18 protein-coding genes are annotated in these 22,352 nt (G+C 35.8%); 3 read left to right on the top strand and 15 right to left on the bottom strand.

The window, feature by feature from the left end:
- Window positions 1–354: 354 nt before the first annotated feature.
- From ACPF63_RS10285 to ACPF63_RS10275, 3 genes are all read right to left on the bottom strand, one after another.
- A complete protein-coding gene (locus ACPF63_RS10285) occupies window positions 355–1,785 on the bottom strand; it encodes a S41 family peptidase (protein WP_426482932.1) in 1,431 nt (476 codons plus the stop codon).
- Window positions 1,786–1,902: 117 nt separating this feature from the next.
- Window positions 1,903–2,673, bottom strand: coding sequence for an alpha/beta hydrolase (locus ACPF63_RS10280; RefSeq protein WP_426482931.1), 771 nt, complete (start codon window positions 2,671–2,673; stop codon window positions 1,903–1,905).
- A 9-nt stretch (window positions 2,674–2,682) separates the two neighbouring features.
- Entirely contained in the window at window positions 2,683–3,792 is a 1,110-nt protein-coding gene (locus ACPF63_RS10275) for an epoxide hydrolase family protein (protein WP_426482930.1), read from the bottom strand.
- Window positions 3,793–4,123: 331 nt separating this feature from the next.
- On the opposite strand from ACPF63_RS10275, the gene ACPF63_RS10270 reads away from it, so the two are divergent.
- Window positions 4,124–4,765 (top strand): NAD(P)-dependent oxidoreductase, encoded by a 642-nt coding sequence (locus tag ACPF63_RS10270; RefSeq protein ID WP_426482929.1) that lies wholly within the window; start codon window positions 4,124–4,126, stop codon window positions 4,763–4,765.
- A gap of 71 nt (window positions 4,766–4,836) precedes the next feature.
- On the opposite strand, the gene ACPF63_RS10265 is transcribed toward ACPF63_RS10270, so the two are convergent.
- Window positions 4,837–5,604 (bottom strand): methyltransferase domain-containing protein, encoded by a 768-nt coding sequence (locus tag ACPF63_RS10265; protein WP_426482928.1) that lies wholly within the window; start codon window positions 5,602–5,604, stop codon window positions 4,837–4,839.
- 129 nt (window positions 5,605–5,733) lie between these two features.
- Entirely contained in the window at window positions 5,734–8,526 is a 2,793-nt protein-coding gene (uvrA, locus tag ACPF63_RS10260) for an excinuclease ABC subunit UvrA (protein ID WP_077418115.1), read from the bottom strand.
- Window positions 8,527–9,126: 600 nt separating this feature from the next.
- On the opposite strand from uvrA, the gene ACPF63_RS10255 reads away from it, so the two are divergent.
- Together ACPF63_RS10255 and ACPF63_RS10250 are read left to right on the top strand one after the other, a co-directional pair.
- Window positions 9,127–10,938, top strand: coding sequence for a TonB-dependent receptor plug domain-containing protein (locus tag ACPF63_RS10255; RefSeq protein WP_426482927.1), 1,812 nt, complete (start codon window positions 9,127–9,129; stop codon window positions 10,936–10,938).
- Between the two features lie 71 nt (window positions 10,939–11,009).
- Entirely contained in the window at window positions 11,010–11,726 is a 717-nt protein-coding gene (locus tag ACPF63_RS10250; protein ID WP_426482926.1) for a DUF2490 domain-containing protein, read from the top strand.
- On the opposite strand, the gene ACPF63_RS10245 is transcribed toward ACPF63_RS10250, so the two are convergent.
- The 10 genes from ACPF63_RS10245 to ACPF63_RS10200 all read right to left on the bottom strand — a co-directional run bounded on the left by ACPF63_RS10245 (window position 11,723) and on the right by ACPF63_RS10200 (window position 22,201).
- Window positions 11,723–13,771, bottom strand: coding sequence for a M48 family metalloprotease (locus ACPF63_RS10245; RefSeq protein ID WP_426482925.1), 2,049 nt, complete (start codon window positions 13,769–13,771; stop codon window positions 11,723–11,725). The genes ACPF63_RS10250 and ACPF63_RS10245 overlap by 4 nt on opposite strands.
- An 11-nt stretch (window positions 13,772–13,782) precedes the next feature.
- On the bottom strand, window positions 13,783–14,229 hold the full coding sequence (locus ACPF63_RS10240) for a phosphohydrolase (protein ID WP_149387324.1): 447 nt from the start codon (window positions 14,227–14,229) through the stop codon (window positions 13,783–13,785).
- 80 nt (window positions 14,230–14,309) lie between these two features.
- Window positions 14,310–14,645, bottom strand: a complete 336-nt coding sequence (locus tag ACPF63_RS10235) for a YegP family protein (protein ID WP_426482924.1) — start codon at window positions 14,643–14,645, stop codon at window positions 14,310–14,312.
- 29 nt (window positions 14,646–14,674) lie between these two features.
- Window positions 14,675–14,986, bottom strand: coding sequence for a hypothetical protein (locus ACPF63_RS10230; RefSeq protein ID WP_426482923.1), 312 nt, complete (start codon window positions 14,984–14,986; stop codon window positions 14,675–14,677).
- Between the two features lie 49 nt (window positions 14,987–15,035).
- On the bottom strand, window positions 15,036–15,581 hold the full coding sequence (locus ACPF63_RS10225) for a hypothetical protein (RefSeq protein WP_426482922.1): 546 nt from the start codon (window positions 15,579–15,581) through the stop codon (window positions 15,036–15,038).
- Window positions 15,582–15,666: 85 nt separating this feature from the next.
- A complete protein-coding gene (locus ACPF63_RS10220) occupies window positions 15,667–17,457 on the bottom strand; it encodes an acyl-CoA dehydrogenase family protein (protein ID WP_426482921.1) in 1,791 nt (596 codons plus the stop codon).
- A gap of 16 nt (window positions 17,458–17,473) precedes the next feature.
- Window positions 17,474–18,652: a thiolase family protein gene (locus ACPF63_RS10215; RefSeq protein WP_047384701.1), complete on the bottom strand. Its 1,179-nt coding sequence runs from the start codon at window positions 18,650–18,652 to the stop codon at window positions 17,474–17,476.
- 103 nt (window positions 18,653–18,755) lie between these two features.
- Window positions 18,756–19,220 (bottom strand): IS200/IS605 family transposase, encoded by a 465-nt coding sequence (gene tnpA, locus ACPF63_RS10210; RefSeq protein WP_426482920.1) that lies wholly within the window; start codon window positions 19,218–19,220, stop codon window positions 18,756–18,758.
- Window positions 19,221–19,300: 80 nt separating this feature from the next.
- The gene (locus tag ACPF63_RS10205; RefSeq protein ID WP_426482919.1) at window positions 19,301–21,694 is read right to left on the bottom strand and encodes a 3-hydroxyacyl-CoA dehydrogenase/enoyl-CoA hydratase family protein; all 2,394 of its coding nucleotides are present in this window, start codon (window positions 21,692–21,694) and stop codon (window positions 19,301–19,303) included.
- 54 nt (window positions 21,695–21,748) lie between these two features.
- On the bottom strand, window positions 21,749–22,201 hold the full coding sequence (locus ACPF63_RS10200; protein ID WP_034694513.1) for a MarR family winged helix-turn-helix transcriptional regulator: 453 nt from the start codon (window positions 22,199–22,201) through the stop codon (window positions 21,749–21,751).
- Window positions 22,202–22,352: the final 151 nt, after the last annotated feature.

The raw sequence follows: 22,352 nt of genomic DNA, 5'->3' as shown, positions 1-22,352 counted from the left end.
AAAATGTAAGCAGTATACAGATTTTTTTTCAGATTTTGACTGAGCCAAATAATCTTCAGAAAGCTTTATTTAAAAGGGTATATGAGTAAAAGAATCTGCCCTTTAGGGGCAGATCCAGTAGATAAATACATCTCATTTTTTTAATTAGACAACAATAAAAAGCACAGCCGACAATGCTGTGCTTAAATTTTTATTTCAAATTTAATTGCAATTTCAATAGTAGTAAGAAAAGCAAATAAAGTTTCCACTTCGATTTTTATTACATAGTAAATGTAGTAATAATTTTAATACGAAATATGAATTTAATGTTAAAATTCACAAGTTATCCACAATTTGTTGTGGATAAGTCTGTCGTTAGTTTAAAATCCAGACTTTTGCTGCCTCAATATCCATATCCTGTCCCTCTTTGGGTTCTACCGGAATGTCCGGATCTATCTTTCCATAATAGACTTTTCCGTTACGGTCCATTTCGTAAGAAGTAGCCAAAGCAAGGCTTTTACCGTCACTTAACGTATAAGGTCTGTTTGCTGAAGTATATCCTGCTGAAGGCTGACCAAATAATTTTACATTGTTTTTCCCAATAAAAGCAATGGTAGTGGATTCTCCGGAGCTTGCTGTACTTGGACCAATTAGTACCGCTATTTTTGACTGACCGCTCTTAAGCTCATAAGGTTCTTTAATTTTATGCGGACCAAATTTTCTGTTTTTATAGATCCATGGACTCTTTTTACCATTGTAAACAAAATAGCCCAATGTTCCTTCACCGATCAGACTACCAAGTCCACTGATCATAGGGTGCATATTTCCTCCGGTGTTAGTTCTTAGGTCTACTATCCAGCCTTTAATTGCATTTTCGGAATCCAGCTTTTTAATCATATTGTGAATCTGTAAGGCAAAAGTATCCCCAACTTCCGTATTTAAAGAAGCAAAACCAGGAACTGAAATATACCCGATGTTCTGATCGATCAGCCTGGAATCAGGCTTTGCATCATTAGTATTAGCAATTTTTTGCTTCTCAGTACGTTCTTTGCCATCAATGAAAGAATGATTATCGCCTGCCTCTCTCAGGTTTTTGATGATATAATTTAAAGCAGTATCTGTATCATCAACGGTTTTCATCCCTTTTGAAAGATAGCCCAGATTTGTTTCAATATTTTGCCAGTCTAATTTATCTGAAACTATAGAATTCTTTTTCACAATATCTTTAAACTCCTGAATATATTTTATAGAAATTTTAGAAGGCTCCTCTTTTGAAAATGCAATTTTATTGAGCTCAAAATGATCAAACCAAACGGTTCCGTTTCCTGTAAACACCCCTCCAAGAAGCAGGCTTTTTACATTTTTATCAACAGTGAAAATTAAAGAATATTTTGTCCAGTCTTTATTCACAGCAATAGACTTTTGCTGTGATTCTGAATTTCCGAAATCAATCATCTGACCATTTTCATCTTTTACTTGGGTCCATAGATTGATTATTCCATTGGTATTTTCAGATTTTACATAAGCACTGATTTCTATTTTCTCTAATTGCTGAATGTCAAGAGGAACTTTTTGGGAAAAAGATTGGAAATTTTTGGTGTCATTAGTCTTTCCTGTCAACTGCATTGAGGCTTTTCCTCCGAAGTATTGTGTATAATCTACCTTTCCTTCGTATAAATCCGTTTTTTTAATATTCCAGTGATTGGGTAATCCATCTGTCATGTTTTCAAACCCTGCATTTTGTATTTGAGCTTCCACTGAGCAGAACAGAAATGCTGCTATCATAGTGTAGGTCAATTTTTTCATAGTTATTAATTTTGGCTAAAATAAAGAACTTGTCAACAAATTTATACCTTGTTAACAAATTTTAGCAATGGTTTAGAAGGATTAACATATTATAGACTTACCTATGATTTCTTACAATTACTGCTCAGAAAGGTATTTTAAAACAAAATCATTTAAGATTTTTTTCTCTTCATCACTGCCTTTATTGTCCATATGACCATGATTGATGGAGGTTGATTGTACCGTTATAGAATACTTTTTTTGTTCTGCTTCATTGGGAAGTACTCCTTCATCAGCCGGATAATCGTTAGAACGTAAAGTATAAATTTTAGGAACAGAAGTTCTCGGCAGAAACATTCTCCGGTTGTCCATTGTGATGAGTTTATACACCAGATTAGGATGCTGATTGCCGAATAACGCTGCCATATCACCACCATTGGAGTGACCTATTAATGTCAGATGTTTATAATCAAGTTCCGGTTTTACTTTTTTAAGTTCATGAAGTACAAACAGAATGTTATCCGAACCACTTTGCCAGAAAGGTCTTCTCACCAACTGTAAATTTCCTTCTGTTGGCAGAGGATTGTCTGTCGTCAGTTCATGTTGAATGCTTACTGTAAAATAGCCTTTTGATGCCAGTTTTTCCGTTAAATAAGAATACACAAAGTAATCTCCGCCTTTATTGAAACCATATCCATGATTGAAGATAATAACTTGTTGGTTGGGAATTTTTTTATCAGTTTTCGGCTCATAAAAGGCGACAGGAATCTTACGGTTTCTGCTTTGATCAAAAAAGGTTAAAGTATTCAGTTTTACTTCGTAATCATGACTTTCAGTATTTTTATTTTGTACAGCACAGCTGGTTATAAAAAGAGGAATGGCCAAAAGAATAGAAAAGGAGTACTTCATGGATTGTTTTTATTTGACAGAATAAAAGAATGATCTTAGTTCATCTGCAAATATATGAGGTAATTCCAATGCGGCAAAATGACCACCTTCATTCATCTTTTTAAAGCTGGTTACATTCACGAAACGTTCTGCCCATTCTTTGGGAAACTGAGCTTCACGGGGAAATACGAGCACTCCGGCAGGGACATCGCTCTTTTGGTGAACATGCGTTCCGCTCCATAAAGCTGCAGCGTCTTCTTTGTACATTCTGGCAGAAGATCCTATCGTCTGAGTTACCCAGTAAATCATAATATTGGTGAGCATCTCATCCCTTCCTCCAAATGCAGTTTCTATTAGCTCTGGTGGAGATCCGGCGTTTATAAAGCTTATGATCCAGCCTGCAAGCCCGATAGGAGAGTCGTTTAGCCCGTAAGCAAGAGACTGGGGCTTGGTAGACTGTACCATTGCATAAGCTCCTTCACTATACCACCAGTGCTGGACAAACTGTGCAAATTGTTTTTCATCTTCACTCATTGTTGCAGGATCTTCCTGGCCGATTGGGTATCCAACGTCTGTAAGATGAACCGCTTCCATTACATCAGGGTATTTTGAAATCAATGCTTTTACGACTCCCATGCCAATATCACCTCCGGCAGCACAGAATTTTTCATATCCAAGTACTTCAGTCATCAGTTTTTTCCAAAGATCGGCGACTTTTGCACTGCTGACCGCCGTTTTATCAGAAAAGCCAAATCCCGGAATAGAAGGGATAATCAGATCAAAACTCTGTTCACCTTCGGTAAGCAAAGGAATAATTTTATGAAAACGGTAATAACTGTCCGGCCAGCCATGGGTAAGAATCAAAGGTTTGGGGTTGGAACCTTTTCCTCTGATGTATTGAAAATGAATCAGAATTCCGTCTATGCGGGTTGTATACTGTGGATGTTGATTTAGCTGCTGTTCATGCATCTTCCAGTTGTAATCGTTTACCCAGTAGTTGGTAAGTTCTTTCAGATAAGTTTCGTTGGTGCCGTAGTTCCAGCCAGAGCCTTCAGGTTCTTCGGGCCATCGGGTATTTTGGATGCGGTTTTTGAGGTCGGCTATCACCGATTCGGGAATGTTAATAGTAAATGGTTCCATATCTATATATTATATTGGTGTAAAGTGATGATTTGAAAGTTATTGACAATAAGGATGTTATCAAAGTTATAAACTTTCTCTTTTAATAAGTGTTGTCAAAATCATAAATTTTTTGATTTTTTAATGGCGAAAAAAATGTAACTTTAGTTCATTAAAATCTCGTAATACATATCACTGATTCAGGAGTCATTCTGAAACCTGAAAATCTAGGTTCAATTTCTGAACCCAATACCTCTATCATATAAAACTAAGCAAAGACAATACGTCATTTGCCCCTATCAATGTCATTAGCTTAGAATTGGCTATTGATATTTAATATAAAAAAATCATTATGAATACTTATAAAATTGCCGTAATCGGCGGAACAGGAAAATCCGGTCAATATTTGGTACAAGACCTTTTGAAAAAAGGATATTCCCTTAAACTTTTAGTAAGGCATCCTGAGAATTTCACCATTCAAAATTCCTTTATTGAGTTGGTAAAAGGAGATGTAAGAGATGAAACAGCTGTCCGTACACTGATTGAAGGGACTGGTATTGTAATAAGCACGCTAGGCCAGCCAAAAGGAGAGAGATCTATATTCAGTGATGCGGCGAAAAATATCATCAAAGCGATGAATCATTACGGGATCAGTCGCTATATTGTAACCACAGGTTTGAGTGTGAATACATTATCTGATCAAAAAAACGAAAACGTAAAAATGGCTACAGACTGGATGTACCAGAACTATCCTGAAACGACGGCTGATAAGCAAAAAGAGTACGAACTTCTTATGGAAAGCAATCTGGACTGGACTTTGGTAAGATTACCATTGATTCACCTTACAGAAGAAAGTTATGAAACTGAAACAAATCTTACTGACTGCCTAGGGGAAAATATCAGCGCTTCAGATCTTTCAACATTCTTAGTTTCTCAAATTGATGATGTTGAATACCTAAGGAAAAGTCCGTTTTTGTATAATCTGAAAGAATAAAAAATCAGAATATATTAATGTAATGAAGAATCAGCCACAATGTTCTGTGGCTGATTCTGTTTTAAATATCTTTATTTTTTACGGCCATACATGAGTATCCGCTTAAAAGCATAGATGGCCGGATATTTTGTAAACCTTTGTGCTATTCGGGATTTAAATTCGGTAATGAAACTTTCTTTTTGATTTCCTTCCAGAAGTTCCAGATAAGGTAATAAGGCTGTTCCTGAAATAAATTCATATAAAGCCTCATGATCATCCGCAATAATGGGATAAACTTTCTGGTATATTTCTATATCCTGAATTCCGTTATCAAACAAAATCTGAGCATAATCATCCATTGAAAGTACTGGTGAATCACGGTTAAAATGATTCAACTGTGATACGTAGGGTTCTTCATCTGCCATTGCTGTCAGAATCTGATTGAGAACATTTTCTTTCTGAACGGGCATCTGAATGGCGAGCTGCCCTTCAGGAGATAGCAGTCCAATGATCTTAGGAAATAAAGTTTCATGATCGTCCGCCCATTGCAGAGCTGCATTACTGAAAACAAGATCCCATTGTTGTTCTGACTGTACAGCATCTTCAATGTTCTGAAGTTTAAAATGTAGGTTTTCATTTTCATATTTCTTCGATTTTTCAAGCATTTCTGCCGATGAATCAATTCCTAAAAATGTAGAACCTGTCAGTTTTTCGGTTAAAATGGAGGTTTGCTCTCCGGTACCACAGCCTAAGTCGATGGCTTTTATATTGTTTTCAGGCTTGATTAATGCTGCTAAATCGTAAAAGGGTTTGTAGCGTACATCTTTGTACTGATCATATAATTCGGGATTCCAGGGCATAAAAATAATTTTGAAATGATACTATAAAGGTAAAGAATCTATCTTAAAAATAGGAGCCAAAATCTTCTCAATTACTATTTTAAATTGACATAAAAAAAGCGACTATTTTTAAAACAGTCGCTTTTAATTTTATTGTTCAAGTTTTTCCTTGATGTATTTTGCGGTATAAGATTTTTTATTTTTTATCAGGTCCTCAGGGGTTCCTGCAAACACAACTTCGCCACCGTGTTTTCCTGCTTCCGGACCGATATCGATGATATAATCGGCACATTTGATGATATCAGGCTGGTGCTCAATAACAATCACTGAATGTCCAAGATCAATCAATGCCTGCAGTGATTTCAACAGCTTCTGAATATCATGGAAGTGTAGTCCTGTAGAAGGTTCATCAAAGATAAATAAAGTTTTATCCGTTGTTACTCCCTTTACAAGGAATGAAGCCAGTTTTACACGCTGTGCCTCACCACCGGAAAGGGTAGAAGAGCTTTGTCCAAGCTGCAGATATCCCAAACCGACTTCCTGAAGAGGTCTCAGTTTTGTTACAATCTTCTCTTCATTATTATCTTTAAAGAATTCCAGCGCTTCATTTACGGTCATATGAAGAATATCCGAGATGTTTTTCTCATCAAATTTCACCTCAAGAATCTCGTTTTTGAATCGTGTTCCTTTACAAACCTCGCATTCAAGCTCGATATCAGCCATAAACTGCATAGAAACGTTGATAACACCTTCTCCTTTACATTCATCACATCTTCCGCCATCTACGTTAAAAGAGAAATGTTTAGGCTTGTAACCCATCATTTTTGCTACCTTCTGCTTGGCAAAAAGATCACGGATGTCGTCATAAGCTTTCAGATAAGTTACCGGATTTGAACGGGATGATTTTCCAATCGGATTCTGATCAATAAGTTCAATATTTTTGATTAGTTTTTTCGGGAATTCTACAGAATCATAGTCTCCTTTTTTACCTCCCATTCCAAGTTGGATCTGAATGTCATTCGTAAGAATTTCTTTCATCAAAGTAGATTTTCCGCTTCCTGAAACCCCGGAAATGACAACCAGACTTTCCAGTGGAACATCTACATCTATATTTTTAAGGTTGTTCTGACGAGCTCCTTTGATATGAATCCATTCTTTTCCTTTTCTCCGTTTCTTCGGAACTTCAATTTCCAGTCTTCCGGTAAGATATTCTGAAGTGAGAGTATTTGCTTTTTTCAGATCTTTATAATCTCCGGCAAATACCAGTTCACCACCAAGATAACCCGCTTCCGGACCAATATCAATAATATAATCTGCGGCTCTCATTACATCTTCATCGTGTTCTACCACAATTACGGTGTTTCCAAGGTCACGAAGATTTTTCAATACTTCAATCAGGTTTTCCGTGTCTTTGGAGTGAAGACCAATAGAAGGTTCATCCAGGATATAAATAGAACCTACCAAAGAACTTCCTAAGCTTGTTGCTAAGTTGATTCTCTGACTTTCCCCTCCTGAAAGCGTATTGGAAGTCCTGTTTAATGTTAAATAGCCTAATCCTACTTTTAATAAAAATTCAAGACGGGTTGTGATTTCATAGATAAGCCTTTTGGCAACCTCTTTGTCATGATCTGAAAGCTGCAGCCCATTGATTACCGGAGCCAGTTCATCCAAAGGAAGTTCTATCATCGACTGGATATTATGTCCGTCCACTTTTACCCAGCTGGTTTCTTCACGAAGTCTCAATCCTTCACACGTAGGACAAAGGGTTTTTCCTCTGTAGCGTGAAAGCATTACTCTGTACTGGATTTTATATAAGTTTTCTTCAAGCATTTTGAAGAAATTATTGATGGATGGAAAACTACTTTTTCCGTCACCTTTCCAAAGGAAGTTTTTCTGTTCTTTTGTTAATTGGTGATAAGGTTTATGAATAGGGAAGTCTCCTGCTTTTTTGATGAAATCTTTTTTCCATTCACTCATGGTTTCACCTCTCCAGCTGACAACAGCATCTTCGTAGATGGATAATGTTTTATTGGGAATTACAAGATCTTCGTCTATTCCGATTACTTTTCCATATCCTTCACATGCAGGACATGCTCCATATGGGTTATTAAAGCTGAAAAAATGAACATTCGGTTCAAGAAATTCCATTCCGTCAAGTTCAAACTTATTGGAGAATTCTTTTACTTTTTCAGTATCTGTATTTTTTAATGAGCAATAGCCGCGTCCTTCATAAAATGCCATCTGAATAGAATCCGCAAGTCTTTGTAAAAAGCTTTCGTCTTCTTCATAGGAAAAGCGGTCAATGACAAGATTGATCGTCATTCCTTTTTCAGGAGCAAATCCAAAGCTTTCCAGGTCTTCGATTCCGGCTAAGTTTCCATTGATTTCAAGTCTTGTGAAACCCGCCAGCTTTAAAATATTCAGTGTTTCTTTGAAATTGTCAGTATCATATTCTAAAGGAGCTGTCAATAAAAAAGAAGTATCTTTTTTGGATGCTTTGATAAAATCTACCACATCAGAAACCGAATCTTTTTTTACTTCTTCTCCCGAAACAGGAGAAAAGGTTTTCCCGATTCTGGCAAAAAGAAGCTTCATATAATCATAGATCTCCGTAGATGTTCCTACCGTAGAACGCGGATTGGAAGAAATAACTTTCTGCTGGATTGCAATAGACGGCGCAAGTCCTTTAATGTCATCTACTTTTGGTTTTTCTAATTTCCCCAAAAACTGACGCGCATAGGAACTTAAACTTTCAACATATCTTCTCTGCCCTTCAGCATAAATAGTATCAAAGGCCAGAGATGACTTACCGCTTCCTGAAACTCCTGTGATAACAATCAGTTTATTCTTCGGGATCAGGACGTCTATATGTTTCAGATTGTTAAGATGTGCATTCTTAACAAAAATCTGTTTTTTTATGTCTATTTCTGTTGTATTAGCCATATTTTGTTTATTCATAAAAGTGACTGTACAGCATTAAGGCTGCCAGTATAATGGTGTTTTGCCACAGAATATTCCAAGGCTGTCATCAATTGAACTTTTAAATATTTTCCTCAAAAATTAGCTTTGAAAAAGAATACTTTCATCGTAAAATTAAGACCCACAAAATTACGAATTTTTAGTGAAAATTTTATGCATATATTATTGTTAAAAATTATTATTATAAATGGTAAATCAGGGGGATAAAAAATGAAATATAATCATGGAAAAATGGTAAAATGAAGGTGGTTTTGTGATTTATTCCTGTTTTACCGTTTATTTCACAGTATTTTATAAAGTTTTATAAATTATGTTATATTTTTTTTGCTGAACTATTGTTTTGTGTTTTAAAATTATTTAAAATTGTACCCTTAAATATGTAATAAGAAATGAGAAAATTATTCAGAGATCTGGTTACACATTTAATGAAGAAAAGATAGAATTAATCCCTCACAAAGATGCAGCATTCCGCTGCATCTTTTTTTATGACAACTATCATTTGTCTGTCTTGGTGAACTCCCTTACTTTTGGAATCTGTTATAAAAGAAAAACTACGGAACGATTATGATCAAAAAGATAGGAAGTGCTTTTTTTCTGGGATCTTTACTTTGGGTAAATGCACAGGAGAAGACAACAGATATTGAAAGCATTGAATTTCAGGGAAAATTTATCTCTACACCTTATAAAAGTGCCAACCAGAATATCAGCGTTATCAGCAGAGAAGATATTGTAAATTCTCCGGCTAGAAGTATAGATGAAATTCTTCAGCAGGTACCAGGAATGGATATCAGAAGGAGAGGAGCCAATGGGGTGCAGAGTGATATCGGTTTCCGGGGCAGTTCTTTTGAGCAGGTTCTTCTGCTTCTGAACGGAATCAGGATGAATGACTCCCAGACCGGGCATAACAATATGAATATCCCGGTTGACCTGGATGACGTAGAAAGGATAGAAATCATAAAAGGGCCGGCTGCCAGACGTTTTGGGCAGAATGCTTATGCCGGTGTTATCAACATCATTACTAAAACAGTTCCCGGAAAGAAAGTTAAGATCAGTGCAGATGGGGGAGATTTCAGTACCTATGGCCTTGGATTCAATGCGCAGATAGGAAATGAAAAGTTTACCAACTCCCTTCAGGCCAATTCTGCTTCTTCAGAAGGATATATGTTTAATACTGATTATGAGATCAGAAATGTATTTTATCAGGGAAAGCTGAATATCAAAAACGGAGACGTAAGGGTACAGGCCGGTTTTTCGGAAAAGAAATTCGGAGCCAACGGTTTTTATGCTTCCAGTGCTGCAACAAAACAATATGAGGAAACACAGGCTTCTATTGTAAGTGTAGCCCATCAGCAGACTTTTGGGAAACTAAAGCTTAATTCAAATGTATACTGGAGAAGAGGACAGGATATGTATCTTTATGACAGATGGAATCCTGATTTTTACAGAAATATGCATATTGGAAATAATGTAGGCGGTGAAGTGAATTCTAGCTACCAATGGGGGTTGGGAACCACCGGAATTGGAGTAGAATTGAGAAAAGAATTTTTAGTGAGCAGTAATCTGGGGGATAGAAACCGCTTTGTATCTCAGGTTTTCTTTGAGCACCATTTTTCATTACTGGATAAAAAACTAAACATCAGTCCGGGAATTTCATGGGCCAATTACTCTAAAGAAGGAAATTTCTTTTATCCTGGTTTGGATGTCGGCTATAACTTTAATCCCAATAGTAAAATCTACGGAAATATTGCAAAAGTACATCGTATACCAACCTTTACTGAACTTTATTATGTCAGCGGAACAGAACAGGGAAATCCGAATTTACAGCCTGAAAATGCGCTTTCATCCGAGGTAGGATATCAATATCAAAATAACAGAATTTTAGCTAAAATAAGCGGGTTTTTAAGGAACTCCAGCAATTCTATTGACTGGGTTAAAAATGACCTTAAAGACAAAATTTGGTTTGCCGAGAATGTAGGAGACATCAAAACGAAAGGGATTGAAGCAGAGTGGAGTCATAGGCCGTTAGACTGGCTGAAATACACAGTTGGGTATACGTATATCGACAGCAAATATGAAGAAAAAAACGGTTTGGTTTCAAGATATATTCTGGACAACCTGAGACACCAGGTTATTTCCAAATTAGAAGTGAAATTCCTGAAAACCTTCACCAATGAGCTTGTTTACCGTTATAATGAAAGAGTAAATCTGGGAACTTATAATCTTGTTGATGAAAAGCTGAGTTTTGCTAAAAAAGACTACTCAGTTTACGTTTTGGTTAATAATATTACCAATACAAATTATACGGAAGCATTTGGGGTGGCAATGCCGCAAAGGTGGTTCCACATTGGTTTTTCCTACACAATTAATATTAAGTAGGTGTTAATTTAATATTAATGAAAGTTAATATTAATAAATTGTTAAAAAATATACATTTGCAAAAATTTTTTATGAAACGTCTTATAGGCCTAGGTTTACTACTTGGAATTTCTTTTTTTAAAGCACAGGAACATATTTCCAGCTTCAATGCAGTGACTCTGACCTATAAGTTTCATCCAAAATTTTTCCTTTATGCAGAAGGGCAGATGCGTGGTAATGAAGATTATACCTACCCCGATTATTATGAGATAAAAGGAGGAATAGGGTATAATCTTACCAAAAACCACAAGCCTTTCGTAGGATTGGGAAGATATGTCAACTATAAAGAACACAGTTTAAGCAGAGAGGAGTTCAGAGTATGGCTTCAGGATGTCATTGATATTAAAAAAGGCATCGTAAAGTTTGAAAACCGTTTTCGTGTTGAAAAAAGCTGGTTCTATGAGCCTAAAACAGATCTTACTTCCCAGAGAATGCGTTACAGATACCGTCTGAATGTAAGTGTTCCTTTAAATGCCAAAACCATTAAAAAAGGTACTGTCTTCGCTAATGCGTATGACGAAATTTTCTTTGTAAGCCCTATGAAACCTAGCTTTGCAAGAAACAGAGTTTACGGTGGTTTTGGGTATCAGATTGATGATTACTTTGGAATCGTGAGCGGATATCTTTGGCAGCGTGAATTTGAAGCGAAAGGGAACAAAAATTTACATTTCATTTACCTTGCGTTAAACATCAACATCGATGGGACGAATCATCACACGAAGACCTACGATTTCCCAGGTGCAGATTAATTCTTACGTAAACCTGACTGAAAATTTAATAAATCCAGCTTAGAATTAAGATAGTGATCATTGAGTAATGCCCGGTATTTTTCAATCAGCAAAGATATAGCACCTACCTCATGCTCAAGATATTTGTCTTTGTTGAAGTAAATATATTCAGAATCTATAAATTCCTGTAAAATATTTTTATCTTCATCAGTTAAGGCTTCCTTATAAGCTGAATTTTCAAGAAGTTCCCTGGTCTTTTGTTTAAAGGGTTCTTCTGCTTTTAATAGCTTGGCCCTATGCTTACGGATTTCTTCGAAGGGTAAAGTGACCGCCATAAACTGCAGGTATACCGTAAATTCATTAAGACTTTTCTGGAAATCATCAAATTCTCTATCTATGACTGACAGTTTTTTATATTTGGCAAGCAGATCTTTTTTCAGATCTTCATTAGAAGTATGGTAATAATGCTGAAAGATGGCTTTATCATTCTCAAGAAGTTCTTCTTGTACCTTTTTCAGCTCATTTTCAAGCTCAGGAATAAGGCTTCTGGCATCTTTTGCTTTGTATAAACTGCCATCAAATCTGAAGGTTTTTATTTCTTTCGGATAGGAAGCCAGGTATTGCAGAGTCTGGATATCACTCTCTATTCCGGATTTTTCATAGACTAAAGATACCTTTTTGTCACTGAAAAGATCGGAAATTTGCTGAGGGACAGAACCTGAAATTACAGATTCAATATTTTCTACAATAGGATTATGCCTTTCGTAATATCCGTTAAAATCTGAACTGAAAGTTTTATACATATTATTGTCCAGATAGAGTTTTATAAAACTTTCATCATCTATCACTTCTCCTACATTTTTTACACTGTGTAAAGTGAGGAATTTCGCGGTCATTATTTCACAGATATTATCAAAACCACTGATAATCTCTTTTGCATACCTGTGGTCTGCGGCTGTATTCCTGGTATCGTTTATTTTAATCCTTTCAATTCTTTTTAGGATATCCGGATGTGAAGTCCATTGGTCTTCAATTTCTATTCTGGATTTATTGTATCGGGTAAGATCTTCGGCATCTATTTTAGGAAGTCCGTTTATGTAAGGATGATTATTTCTTTCGCATAAGATTTTCATTAAAGAAATCTGGTTCTTATAAAGATCTTTTGGAAGATATTTTTGCTGGCTGTCAATATAAAAATTAAAAGAATAATTAAAAGCAGCATCACTTAATTCCAGTCTTAATAGAGATGAAGCCTGCTCTTCAGGATTGGTGATAAAGGTTGAAATAGCATCTGCATGATATTCCATTTCTCTTTGGAGAGAAGCATGATTTTTAAAAAGAAAATTTGAAATACTTTTAAGAACAGATTGGAATGTATTGATGAAACTGACTGATATCAGTCCGAAAATTTTAAAAACAGCATTGCCTCCTGAAAATTCTAATATAAAATTTTCATATTCTTTATTATTGTAAACGGTTTCAAAGATTATTTTTTCAGCCTGATTCACATAGCCGCCCACTTTCATACTTTTTTGAGAGAAATGCCCAAACTCATGGGCTAAAATGGATCTTAATTCTCCTACACTGGTTGAATTGATAAGTCCAACTCCAATCGTTAAATTTTTCTTTACCGGCAAAAACATACTCCAGAAAATAGAATTATAGCTTACACTGGCATTCACGTCAGGTGAAAGAAAAACTTTTTGTGGAGCTTTTACTTTGGTTTGAGCTACAATTTCATCAATAATGACAAACAACTCAGGCTGGTGGGATCTGTTGACTTCTATCAGATGCCGTGTGCTGTAATGTGTTTTTTTGAAAATGAATTTAACAAGAAATATAAATACAAAAACTCCAACACTCAATAATCCTGCTGCACCAAACACTGTAAAGTAATTGAGAGAAATACTTAAAAGTTTTATTGCTCCGTATCCTAATAAGAATATCATCAGGAGAGAAGCGAGTATAAGTATCAGATAGATCAGGAAAAAAACTGAAATAGATACAATAGCAGAGATCAGCTTGGATTGATAAGCTGATGAAATTTCAGGAAGGTTATTAGTCATGTGTTTTTTTATTAATATTTCTCTATCAGATAACGATACGCTTTCAGATATTTGTTGAATCTTTTAATATCCTTAGGTGTAAGTTCTCTGTTTACTCTTCTGAGATCCATATTGTCACGAAGGTCATTCAGCTTTACGGCAACAGAGAGCAGAGATCTTTCTGTTCTTTTAATGAAATCATCGTAATCTTCTTCCGGATCAAATTTGGTAAGACAGCTGATGGCAAAAATGATATATTCAGGAAACCCTTCAGACCTTAAATAATCCAGACTGAATTCTTCCGGATGGTCTTCTACGACATCATGCAGTACTCCAACGATTTTTTCGTCCAATGTTTTACCATAATTCATCACACGCATGACGTGTCCAATATAGGGAGCATGGTATTTATCGGTTTGTCCTTTATGGGCTTTGTCAGCAATTTTGATTGCTCTGTTCAGTAATTCTTCTTTTGTCATTTCTAATGAAAAATAGAGTACAAAAATAAAAAATGCCTTAAAAAAATAAGACATTTTTATTAAGATTATTTCAATGTATTTTAAATACTTGTTTCATCTTCTACATGAGCGTGTGGAGCATTGTTTTTTACAGACTCTATTCCGTTTTCCATGCCGTTATCAGATTCATACATCTGGCTGGTTCCTATGATCTGTCCGTTTCCTGCTTTAAGATTGAAATAACATCTGCCGTCATTGGATGTATTTCTTTCAAATTTTGAATCTTCCTGTGAATAGGTCTTTACAGATCCGATTCCGTTTTCGCAGGATGGTTTTGTGCTGTAACCCTGGCTGGTTAAAATTACCTGTCCGTTTCCTGCTTTGAGGTTAAACTGAAAGTCTCCGTTTGTTCTTTTAGAGATAATAAATTTTCCCATGTTTATCGTTTTTTTGAATTTGTGTTATATTATTTAGGTGGTATGAGCTCCTTTGAACTTATCTGGAGTTTGCCAGGAGTAATCGCGTTTAAAATCTTGTATTGTGAATAGTCCTTTGAGGATTCTTTCAAAGCCAGATAAGCCGTAGTATCATTAGGTTTCTTAATCAACATTTTATAAAGTCCTGTCCGTGACTGATTTGATTTCAGCGCAAAGTATCCGGGGAATTTCCCTTTGCTGGCAATTTTTACGGTATCTGTTTTGGGAATAGGAATTAAATTTTCCTTTTTTTGTGCCGTCAGAGAAGCAGATAAAAGGAGTAGGGGAAATAATGTCTTCATATTATGTTTTGCGCTTTATGGTTTTTAGTTATAATAAAATTAGCAAAAATTATTGATCCTTCAGTAATAATCTGTAGTGTTTTGTGATTGTTTTCCCGGGAAATCTGATTGTAAGGGTTGTAGCCTCATGATTGTTATTGGTTTTATCAGAAATAATGAGAATTGAAAAATAGGAGTGATTGCCTTTTGATTCCCATTTTTTTAATGTTTCTTCCCTGTAAACCCGTAAGCTTTTATCATTCCTTTCTTTTTTTCTGTCTATCCAAAATATATCTGATCTTATATAATTCGGATAGTGATTGACAAGCTTCTTAATTTCATTTATTAAAAAAGGATAATCATTAAGAATCATCCTTGTTGTAATACATGTTTCTTCCTCAAATTCCTTCATCAGCTCTGTTCCACAAAAGGCGGTCCGTTCACTGTTAACAATTTTTTTAGGTTTCTCAGGTTTGTTTTGGTAGGCATATACTATTTTGTTTATAATCGGATCTTCCATTAGGTCGCTGCATCTAAGGGTATCATTGGGCTTTCGTTGTGAAAAAATAATTCCGGGAATCAGAAATACAATAAAAACATATAATTTTAAATTCATCAATAAAAAGTAAAGATTAGTACATTAAATATATAAAAAACGCCCCTTAACGAGGCGTTTTGAATCAAATTTATGTTGTTAAAGACTAATAAGCTCCTTTCTCGATATAGTGAGCCGCAACTTTTTCAGTTAAAGCTACTACATTTGGATGATTGGTATATTTTGTGAATCTTCTTAATCCGGAAAGCATCATTCTCTGTTCATCTCCTTCAGCGAAAGAAATGATTCCTTCCTTAGCAGCAGAGATGATTTTCTCAACCGCTTTGTAAAGATTAAGCTGAGCCATAGCTGCTTCTACAGATTCAGGAGAGAAGTGTTTCTCTGCTCTTAATACTGCAGATTCTGCCATATAGATTTGGTTAAGGATTTCAGAAGCGTTTAATAATAAGTGCTGCTGTTTTTCAATATCCATCATGAATTTCTGAAGTGCAGCTCCGGAAACCATCAGGAATACTTTTTTAAGATTTGCAATAATAGCTTTTTCTTCACTCATGAATTCTGAATAATCTGGAACTTCAAATGAAGGGATACCCATCAATTCTTTGCTGATTGCCATTGCAGGAGATAAAAGATCTAATTCACCTTTCATTGCTCTCTTAATAAGCATTCCTACAGCCAATAATCTATTGATTTCGTTGGTACCTTCATAAATTCTACCAATTCTGGCATCTCTCCATGCAGATTCCATAGGTGTATCTTCTGAGAATCCCATTCCTCCATAAATCTGGATTCCTTCATCAGCTGTATTTTGAGTAAGGTCAGAAACGAAAACTTTAAGGATAGAAGCTTCTACTGCAAATTCTTCAACACCTTTCAATTCAGCTTGTTGATGATCCATTCCGCCAGCAACTAAGTCTGCAATTTTATCTTCAACATTTTTTGCTAAACGGTAAGAACCAGCTTCACTCACAAAAACTCCGGTTGACATTTCTGCAATTTTCTTTCTGATTGCTCCGAAAGTAGAAATAGAAACACCAAATTGCTTTCTTTCATTTGAATACTGAATAGAATGGTTTAAAATTCTTCTTTGTCCGTCAAGGTTTGCTGCAGCTAATTTAATTCTACCAACATTTAATGCATTCAAAGCGATTTTGAAACCGTTGTTTCTTTCACCTAACATATTTTCAACAGGAATTTTCATATCATTGAAGAAAACCTGACGGGTGGAAGAGGAACGAATACCTAATTTATGTTCTTCTTCACCAAATGTTAAACTGTCTGGATTTTCTAATTCTGAACGGTTGATCACAAAACCTGTAATGTTTTTATCATCATCAATTTTTGCAAATAATGTGAAAGTATCTGCAAAACCTGCATTGGAAATCCACATTTTTTGTCCATTGATGATGTAATGTTTTCCGTCTTCAGACAATTTTGCTCTTGTTTTCCCTGAATTGGCATCAGATCCTGCATCCGGCTCAGTCAAGCAATAGGCACCGAATTTTGTTCCTGTAGCTAAATCCGGAAGGTATTTCTTTTTCAATTCTTCATTCCCGTAAAGTAGAGTCGGAAGAGTTCCGATTCCCGTATGTGCTCCATAAGCTGTAGCTAATGAGCCATTTCCTCCGGAAACATAATCGCAAGCTAACATTGTACTCACAAATCCCATTCCCAAACCGCCATATTCTTCAGGAACAGTGATTCCTAATAATCCCATTTCTCCTAATTTACGCATTGTTTCTTCAGTCAATGCATAATCCTTTTTCTCAAAACGGTCATGTTGTGGAATTACTTCTCTGTCTATAAATTCTTTAGCAGAATCACGAAGCATTTTTTGTTCTTCAGAAAGTTCTTCCAAAGAGAAAATTTCATTAGCTGGAATTTGTTTAATTAAAAACTCACCGCCTTTTAATGTTTTATTAAGTGTATCACTCATTATTTTTGTTTTTTAATTATAATAATTCAAAGATTGAAGCTGCGCCTTGGCCTGTTCCAACGCACATAGAAACCATTCCGTATTTGTTTCCGCGCTTTCTCATTTCATCAAGAAGCTGAACTGTTAATTTCGTTCCTGTACATCCAAGAGGGTGACCCAAAGCGATGGCTCCTCCGTTTACATTTAGAATATCAGGATTTAAGCCTAATTCTTTCTTAATGGCAACAGATTGTGATGCGAATGCTTCGTTTAATTCGATTAATTCAATATCTTTTAATTCTAAACCTGCTTGTTTTAAAGCTTTTGGAATAGCATAGATAGGTCCCATTCCCATGATTCTTGGCTCTAATCCGGCTGCTGCATAAGCAACTAATCTTGCTTCAGGCTCCAAACCTAATTCTTTTACCATTTCCTCACTCATTACCATTACAAAAGCAGCTCCGTCACTCATTTGAGAAGAGTTTCCGGCTGTTACGCTTCCTCCATTGGCAAATACAGGTCTTAATTTTGCTAAACCAGCTAAAGAAGTATCAGCTCTTGGACCTTCATCTATTGAAAAATCAAACTTTTTAGTCTGCATTTTCTGATTTTCATCCAGGAAGTTATATTCTACAGGAATCGGAACAATCTGGTTGGCAAATTTTCCTTCCTGATTAGCTTTTAAAGCTTTCATATGAGATTCAAAAGCAAACTGATCCTGCTCTTCTCTCGTAATATTATATTGTTTTGCAACTTCTTCAGCCGTATAACCCATTCCCCAATAGTAATCAGGGTTTGTTTTTGCGATATCCGTTTCAGGAACCGGTTTGTAACCTCCCATCGGAATGTATGACATAGATTCAGTACCACCCGCGATGATACAATCTGCCATACCAGCCTGAATTTTTGCAGAAGCAATAGCAATGGCCTCACTTCCAGAAGCACAGTATCTGTTGACGGTTACTCCCGGAACTTTATCGGTATTTAATCCCATCAAAGAGATCAGACGTGCAACGTTCAGCCCTTGTTCAGCTTCCGGCATTGCATTTCCTACGATAAGGTCATCAATTCTGTTTTTATCTAATTGTGGGAGCTCTGCCATTAATTTTTCAATAACGGTAGCCGCCATGACATCAGGTCTTGTAAATCTTAAACTTCCTTTTGGAGCTTTTCCAACGGCAGTTCTGAAACCTTTTACTATATATGCTGTTTTCATTTTGTTTTAATTAAATTATTTTTAGACTTTTTTGCCTCGTAGAGGTAAACTGTTCATAGTATTTGTTTATGCTTTCTTTGTAGAGCTCCGTAGGAGCGACCTGTTAATCGCTAACCCATTCAAATAAATATTTTGGATCATATTCTATTTCAAATTTTGACATAAAATCCAGATATTCTTCTCTAAAAGTTTTCTTTTTATGATGTTCTTCCTGATTTAAAATATATTTTACAACAGAATCAACACTGCTTTTAGAATATGAAAAAGCTCCGTACCCTTCCTGCCAATTGAATTTTCCATTGATCCACCCTTTTTCATTGATGAATTTTGAAGAACTCGCTTTAATATCTCTTACTAAATCTGAAACCGAAAGGGTCGGATTCATACTTACGAGAATATGTACATGGTCTGGCATTGCAAAAACTGCGAATAACTTTTGGTTTCTATTGGACACAATACCTGTAATAAACTGATGTAATTCTTTTCTGTTTTCATTTGAAATCAGATTTTGTCTTCCTTTTACAGCGAAAACAATTTGAATATAAATCTGAGTGTATGTATTTGCCATAAATTAACAGGCCGCCTCTACGAGGCTCTCCAATTTTTAAATTATTCATCTATTAACAGTTCACTCCTACGGAGCTTCCGCTAGTTTCTTAGAGGTTTTCCGTTCTGTAACATGTACTGGATTCTTTCCAGAGTTTTTCTTTCTCCACAAAGCTGAAGGAAGGTTTCTCTTTCAAGATTCAATAGATATTGTTCTGTAACGACTGTTGGTTCAGACAGATTTCCACCTACCATTACGTTGGCTAGTTTATCTGCAATTTTCTTGTCGTGTGCAGAGATGAAGTTTCCGGTTAGCATTTGGTCTGTTCCTACGTAGAACATTCCTAATGCATCTTTACCAAGAACTTTTACTTTTTGCTCGATTGGCTGAGTATAGCCTTGTTCTGCTAATAGTTTTGCTACTTTTTTAGCTTCAGCAATTTGTCTGTTTTTGCTTACGGAAACAATGTCTTTTCCTTTTTCAAGGATTCCCATGTCATAAGCTTCATACGTAGAAGTTGCTACTTTACCCATTGCAATATTCATGAAAGCATCACGAAGTCTGTTGTTTTTAACATCATCATTATGGAATTCTCTGGAAGTTCTTAAAGTCAATTCTTTAGTACCACCTCCGCCAGGAATTACACCTACACCAGTTTCTACTAGTCCAATGTATGTTTCTGCTGCTGCAACCACTCGGTCGGCATGCATTGTCATTTCGCATCCTCCACCCAGAGTCATTCCGTGAGGAGCAACAACTACAGGAATAGAGGAGTAGCGTACTCTCATCATTGATTTCTGGAAGTAAGCGATCGCCATATTCAAATCATCCCAATCCTGCTCGATAGCCATCATAAGGATCATAGCAAGGTTTGCTCCTACAGAGAAGTTAGTTCCCTGGTTTCCTACAACTAATCCATCATATTCTTTTTCTGCTAAATCAATTGCTCTGTTTAATCCATCAAGAACTTCACCTCCAAGAGAGTTCATTTTTGAACGGATCTCGAAGTTGATAATTCCGTCTCCTAAATCTTCAATAGAAGCACCAGAATTACTCCAAAGTGTTTTGTTTTTTCTGATATTATCTAAGATGATGAATGCATCCTGACCTGGGATTTTATTGTATTCTCCTGAATTTTTATCAACGTAAATACTTTGCCCTTCATCATTAACTTTATAGAAAGTTTCTACATTTTTCACCCAGTCAGAAACTTCGTATCCTGCATCTTTTGCCAATTCTATACCTTTGGCAACACCTACGGCATCCCAGATTTCAAATGGTCCGTTTTCCCATCCGAAACCTGCTCTCATGGCATCGTCAATTTTATAAACCTCGTCAGAGATTTCAGGAACTTTATGTGAAACGTAAGCGAATAATGCTCCTAACGATTTTCTGTATAATTCACCAGCTTTATCCTTACCTCCGATCAGAACTTTGAATCTGTCAATTGGTTTGTCAATCGCTTTTGTTAATTCTAAGGTAGGGAATGAAGATTTTCCTTGAAGTTCATACTCTAAAGTGTCAAGGTTTAATCCGTGAATTTCAGATTTTCCTTCTGCATTTTTCACTTTTTTATAGAAACCTTGTTCTGTTTTTGAACCTAGCCATTTATTATCCATCATTTTCTGGATATAGCCTGGAAGCGCAAAAACATCATTGAAATCATTAGCTTCAGCACCACTCTGGCGAACGCCGTTGGCTACCATTACCAAAGTATCAAGACCTACAACATCAGCTGTTCTGAACGTAGCAGATTTTGGACGTCCTATTACCGGACCAGTTAATTTATCAACATCAGAAACAGTAAGTCCTAATTTCTGTACATTGTGAAGAAGATCCATCATAGAGAATACACCGATCCTGTTGGCGATGAAAGCAGGAGTGTCTTTGGCTAAAACGGTGGTTTTACCTAAGAATTTCGCCCCGTAGTTCATATAGAAATCGATGATCTCAGGAGCTGTATCGTTAGTAGGGATAATTTCTAAAAGAGGAAGATATCTTACAGGATTGAAGAAGTGTGTTCCTGCGAAGTACTTTTTGAAATCTTCGCTTCTTCCTTCTGTCAGGAAATGAATAGGAATCCCGGATGTATTAGAAGAAATTAATGTTCCCGGTTTTCTGAACTGTTCAATCTTTTCGTATACAGACTTCTTAATGTCAAGTCTTTCTACTACCACTTCAATGATCCAGTCTGTGTTTTTTATTTTCGGAAGATCATCATCGAAGTTTCCGATTTTAATTCTGTCTGCAAACTTTGGTGAATAAAGAAGTGCAGGACTTGCTTTTTTAAGTTTTTCAAAGTTTTCGGAAGCAATTCTGTTTCTTACTACCTTATCATCTTTGGTCAAACCTTTTTTCTGTTCAGCTTCAGTAAGTTCAAAAGGAACAATATCCAAGAGTGATACTTCAACACCGATGTTGGCGAAGTGAGCCGCGATACCGCTTCCCATAATTCCTGAACCAAGAACCGTTACATGTTTGATTCTTCTTTTCATATGTAAATTTTTATTTTTATAAGATTATATGCCACCCGGAGGTTTCATCATAATTTATTTTCTGTTGTTTAATAATTCGTTTGCTATTTTCATGATTTCAGTCATCACATCTTTAAAAGCATCCAGCTTTTCGGGAGCAATTTTTTCCATCACCTTCTTGTTGAAGTTGACAACGACTTCCTTTGACATGTTTCTGGAGTTTAGTCCTTTATCTGTAAGCTTAATGATAACCTCTCTTTTATCAGTGGTTGTCTTTTCCTTATAGATATATCCGTTATCTTCCAGAAGTTTGATGATTCTCGTTAATGAAGTGGGTTCAATAGCCATCTTAGGACCAAGATTGGTACTTCGGGTTCCTTCTTTGGGATCAATTTTAAGAAGAGTAAGCGCCTGTACCGCTGTGGAATCATGTTCCTGGGCTAGTTCTGTGTACATTTTAGAAACAGCCAACCAGGTCTGCTTTAAAATTAAATCTACGTTTTCTATTTTTTCCTTATTATTATCCATCATTTTTGCGCCAATGGTTTTACCCAAATTTAGTAAATATTATGCATGCATAGTATTTATTAACGTTAAATTTTGTTAATAACCTGATAATAAATAGATTAAATTGTATGATTAGCATAATACTATGCATGCATAGTATATGAATTGATCA

It is taken from the genome of Chryseobacterium sp. R2ACT005 (genome assembly GCF_049949215.1).
Taxonomy (GTDB): domain Bacteria; phylum Bacteroidota; class Bacteroidia; order Flavobacteriales; family Weeksellaceae; genus Chryseobacterium.
This window is presented reverse-complemented; position numbering and strand designations above follow the sequence as displayed.